Source organism: Kitasatospora sp. NPDC057198, from assembly GCF_042670125.1.
Classification (GTDB): Bacteria; Actinomycetota; Actinomycetes; order Streptomycetales; family Streptomycetaceae; genus Kitasatospora.
The window spans coordinates 1-4603 of record NZ_JBHUWH010000567.1 but is presented as its reverse complement, the minus strand read 5'-3'; the positions used below and the strand labels follow the sequence as shown (position 1 = coordinate 4603).

The window sequence follows — 4603 nt, the reverse complement described above, 5'->3', positions numbered from 1 at the left end:
GCGGCGGCGGCCGGGCCGGTCGGGGTCCGCCCGGACCGGCCCCGCCTCGTTTTCCGGGGCCGCCCCGTGTCCGGCCCCGCCTCGTTTTCCGGGCCCTGGGCTGCGTTCCCGGCCCCCGTTCCCGGCCCCGGCCCGCCGCGGGGCGGCGCGTTCCGCGGGGGCGGTACGCCGGAGGGCGTGCGAGGCCCTAGGCTCGCCGGTATGACCAGCACCGACCTGCCCGAGCAGGACGCACCGCGCTACGTTCGCCTCACCATCGAGCTGATCGCCGAGATCACCGACGAGGGCGCCCTCAAGGCCGCCGCGCTCACCCAGGTCGCCGACGACGAGTACCTGGAGGACGACGAGCGGGCCCAGGCCGTCGAGGCGATCGAGGTGGACCCGACCGGTTCGCTCGCCCACTTCGTGGACCCGGTCGCCCTGCTCGGCGACATCCCCGGCGTGGAGCTCGCCTCCGCGACCTGGGAGTCCGCCAGCACCGACTACGACCCCGACGACGAGAGCTGGGACGAGTACGAGGTGCAGTGACCTCCTCCCGCCCCGTCCCACCCCGTGCGAGAGCCCGGTCCGGCGTTCCGGACCGGGCTTTTGTCCGTTCTGCGGCCTGCTTGGGTAGTCTCGTACGATCTGCACATAAATGAGTGATCTTGGGATCGAGGAGCGTGGACGTGACCGCAGCGGAGAAGCAGGACCGGCCGCGCGGCGGCAACTGGAGCCGGCGCGGGGTGCTCTCCGGGCTGCTGGGGGCTCCCGTGCTGCTGGTCGCGGCCTGTTCGGGCGGCGGGGACAAGTCCGGCGGCTCCGGGGCCTCCGGCTCGACCCCGGCCGGGGGCGAGGGCGGGGGCGGGGCGTCGGCGAGCCCGTCCACCAGCCCCAAGGCGTCGGTCGCGCAGATCACCGTCAAGCCCGCCGACGGCACCACCGCCGCGCCGTTCACCGAACCGGTCACCGTCACCGTGCTGAACGGCACCCTGACCGCGGTGACCGTCACCGACGGCACCGGCAAGGCGATAGCGGGGCGGTTCTCCGACGACAAGGCGAGCTGGACCTCCACCGCCAAGCTCTCCAGCGGCAGCCAGTACACCGTCGCCGCCTCCGCCGTGGACGCCGACCAGCGCCCGGCCGACGCCAACGCGAGCTTCTCCACCGCCTCCCCGGCCAACACCTTCGTCGGCTACTTCACCCCCGAGGACGGCACCACCGTCGGCGTCGGCATGCCGGTGTCGATCAACTTCAACAAGTCGATCACCGACCGGAAGGCCGTCCAGCAGGCGATCACGGTGGTCGCCGACCCGCCGGTGGAGATCGTCGGCCACTGGTTCGACTCCACCCGGCTCGACTTCCGCCCGCAGGAGTACTGGGCGAAGGGCACCAGGGTCACCCTCAAGCTGCGGCTCAAGGACGTGGCCGGCGCCAAGGGCGTGTACGGGACGCAGTCCAAGGACGTCACCTTCACCGTCGGCCGCAGCCAGGTCTCCACCGCCGACCTGAAGGCCGACACCCTCACCGTCCGCACCGACGGCCAGGTCACCGCCACCTACCCGGTGATCGGCGGCGCGCCCGAACACCGCACCTGGGGCGGCAAGCTGGTGATCTCGGAGAAGTACCAGCAGACCCGGATGAACTCCAGCACGGTCGGCCTGGGCAGCGAGTACGACATCCCGGACGTGCCGCACGCCCAGCGGCTCACCACCTCCGGCACCTTCATCCACGGCAACTACTGGTCGCCCGCCTCGCAGTTCGGCAACGACAACACCAGCCACGGCTGCATCGCGCTGCAGGACGTCCAGGGCGGCAACGACCCGGGCACCGACGCGGCGAAGTTCTACGCGAGCTCGATGATCGGAGACGTGGTCGAGGTGGTCAACTCCGGTGACCGCACGGTGAACCCCGCCAACGGCCTGAACGGCTGGAACATGAGCTGGGCCGACTGGGTCGCGGGCAGCGCCGTCTGACAAGCCGTCTGACAAGCCGTCCGACCGGCCGGCCGACCGGCCGTCGGGCAGGACTCGGTTCGGATACGGAGTTGGGGGGCCTCGTGAGAATGTCCTAAACGGCTGGTAAAAATATTCGCGTGCGGGGGGACGCGTCGTTGTGCTGAGCTTGCCTCCGCGGCAGGGCCGACCGGGCCCGAACCGTCTCCAGTAGCAGGAGCAAGCCATCAACACCGCCATCCGCCGCCGCTCCGTCCGCGCCGGCATAGCCGTCACCACCGGGGCCGCCCTCCTCGGCGGCGGTCTCGCCGCCTGCAGCACCGTCCAGAAGATCAACACCGGCGAGAAGCTGAGCGGCGCGTTCGAGAAGCTCGGTGACGCGCGGTCGCTCTCCTTCGACCTCTCCTTCGACGCCGAGGCCGACCAGTTGGTCGCGTTCGGCGAGGCGACCGACTCGCCGATCGAGCAGGAGGAGGCCGACCTGCTCTCCAGCCTGAAGCTCTCCGTCTCGGTGAGCTACGACAAGCCGCTCAAGGAGACCAAGCTCTTCAAGGAGGGCTGCTCCGGCGCCGCCTCCACCTCCGGCGGCAGCACCGAGGGCGTCTCGATCGGCTACGCGCTGAACGGCAAGAAGGACGGCAAGACCTACCTCGACGTCCGGCTCGTCGGCGACAAGATGTACGCCAAGGCGGACGTGCGGGCCATCGCCGAACTCGGCGGCGCGTCCGAGGCCGACCTCGCCGACCTCGACCAACTGCCGCCCGAGGCCGCCCCGTTCAAGGACCTGATCGACGGCAAGTGGGTCTCGGCGGACGCCGACGCGTTCAAGCGGCTCTCCCGGCAGATGGCGGGCGCCGGTGCGGCGTACGACGCGGAGGACGGCGGCGCCAACCCGGGCACCGCGCCCAGCGTCGACCCGTCCGTGCTCCAGCACTTCTGCGACTCGATGAAGGGCGCCCTCTCGCGCAACGTCACGCTGTCGGACCACGGCAAGTCCGGCGACGCCGACGTGATCCGGGTGTCCGCCTCCGCGAGCGCGCTGCTCGACAGCGTCTACGGGTCGATCAGCGACGCCGCCAAGGAGATCCCCGGCGCCCCGAAGCTCCCGTCCAAGCGCGAGTTCGAGGGCTTCGGCAAGGCGCCGGACCGCAGGCTCGCCGCCGACGTGCGGATCGTGGACGGCCGGGCCTCGGCGATCACCGTCGACCTCGCCCAGTTCGCGGACGACGTCGACTGGTCGGTGCACCTGCCGCTGCGGCTCGGCATCTCCGCCGCGGACACCCCGATCCCCGCCCCGTCCGGCGCCACCCCGTTCGACGTCGACAAGCTGGGGGAGCTGCTGACCTCGATGGAGAACAGCAAGTCCTACGACGACGAGGACTACTACACCGACGACGACAGCTACTCCGGCCCCGGCACCCCGCTGACCGAATCCCAGTACGCCCAGCTGGAGGCGCTCGGCATCGACCGGGAGACCGCCGAGGCGATGAGCGAGGCGGGCCTGGAGTTCGACGAGATGAAGGAGCTGGCCCCCGAGCTGACCTGACGCACCGTCGGGAGCACGGCGGAGCACGATCCGCCCGGCCCGTCGCGGCAGCACGCCGCGGCGGGCCGCGCCGTGTTCCGGCCCGCAGCGCCGGTCCGCGCGCCGACCCGTGTTCCGGCCCGCAGCGCGACGTCCGGAAGCCGCCGGACCGGGCCTGCGCCGCGGCGCAGGCTGGAGGCATGCACGCCACCGAACCAACCACCGAACCAGGCGCCGCCGCCACCGCCACCGTCCTGGACGTCCGGGCCGTCCCCGCCCCGGTGCTCGCCGGGCTGCGCCGCACCGACGACGCCGGGCGGCCCCCGGAGACCGTCGACGCCGGTCCGGGCGGCCACCCGCTGCGCTGCTGCCTGACCAGGGCCAGGCCCGGCGACCGGATCGTCCTGCTGTCGTACGCGCCGCTGCTGCGCTGGGCCGCCGAGACCGGCTGCGACCCCGGCCCCTACCTGGAGACCGGGCCGGTGTTCGTGCACGCCGAGCCGTGCGCGGGCCACCCCGGCGGCTGGCCGGAGGGCTTCCACGGCGGGCCGCGGGTGCTGCGGGCCTACTCGGCGGGCGGCCGGATCCTCGGCGGCCGGGTCGGCGCACCGGACGAACTCCCGGCGATCGCCGCTGAGTTGCTGGCCGACCCGGCCACCGCCGTGCTGCACGTGCGGGCCGTCGAGTTCGGCTGCTTCCTGCACGAAGTCCGGCGGGGCTGAGCGCTCAGCCCGTCGGCTTCGCGTAGTCGGCGTAGCCCTGCCAGTCGAGCATCACGCAGGGCACGTCGCCGAGCACCCAGGCGTCGTGGCCGGGCGGGCAGAGCATGAAGTCGCCCGCGCCGAACTCCGCCGCCTCGCCGTCGTCCATCTCCACCCGCAGCCGGCCGGAGATCACGTACCCGGCGTGCGAGGACCGGCAGCTGTCCGTCCCGGCGATCGGCTTCACGTGCTCCGACCAGCGCCAGCCCGGCTCGAACACCGCCCGGCCCACGCCGCCGGCCGCCAGGTTCACCAGCGCCAGCTGCCCCTTGCCGCCCTCGAACGGGCGGACCTCCTCCGGTTCGTCCAGACTCATCCGCACCAACCCGGCCATCACCGTTCACCTCCGGCCGAGAACGACCCGCGCCCCGCCGCCGGGCTCG

The 4603-nt window shown here is 72.7% G+C and carries 5 protein-coding genes; 4 read left to right on the top strand and 1 reads right to left on the bottom strand.

Going from position 1 to position 4603, the window contains the following annotated elements:
- Positions 1 to 201 precede the first annotated feature (201 nt).
- The 4 genes from ACFUEL_RS35575 (at position 202) to ACFUEL_RS35560 (ending at position 4181) form a co-directional block, all read left to right on the top strand.
- A complete protein-coding gene (locus tag ACFUEL_RS35575) occupies positions 202 to 528 on the top strand; it encodes a hypothetical protein (protein ID WP_033218097.1) in 327 nt (108 codons plus the stop codon).
- Positions 529 to 662: 134 nt separating this feature from the next.
- Complete coding sequence (locus ACFUEL_RS35570; protein ID WP_380241700.1) at positions 663 to 1955, top strand: Ig-like domain-containing protein; 1293 nt, start codon at positions 663 to 665, stop codon at positions 1953 to 1955.
- Positions 1956 to 2361: 406 nt separating this feature from the next.
- Entirely contained in the window at positions 2362 to 3480 is a 1119-nt protein-coding gene (locus ACFUEL_RS35565; RefSeq protein WP_380241698.1) for a hypothetical protein, read from the top strand.
- A gap of 179 nt (positions 3481 to 3659) precedes the next feature.
- Positions 3660 to 4181, top strand: a complete 522-nt coding sequence (locus ACFUEL_RS35560; protein WP_380241696.1) for a DUF1203 domain-containing protein — start codon at positions 3660 to 3662, stop codon at positions 4179 to 4181.
- 4 nt (positions 4182 to 4185) lie between these two features.
- On the opposite strand, the gene ACFUEL_RS35555 is transcribed toward ACFUEL_RS35560, so the two are convergent.
- Positions 4186 to 4554 carry a cupin domain-containing protein gene (locus tag ACFUEL_RS35555; RefSeq protein WP_380241694.1) on the bottom strand — a complete coding sequence of 123 codons (369 nt, stop codon included), beginning with the start codon at positions 4552 to 4554 and terminating at the stop codon, positions 4186 to 4188.
- Positions 4555 to 4603: the final 49 nt, after the last annotated feature.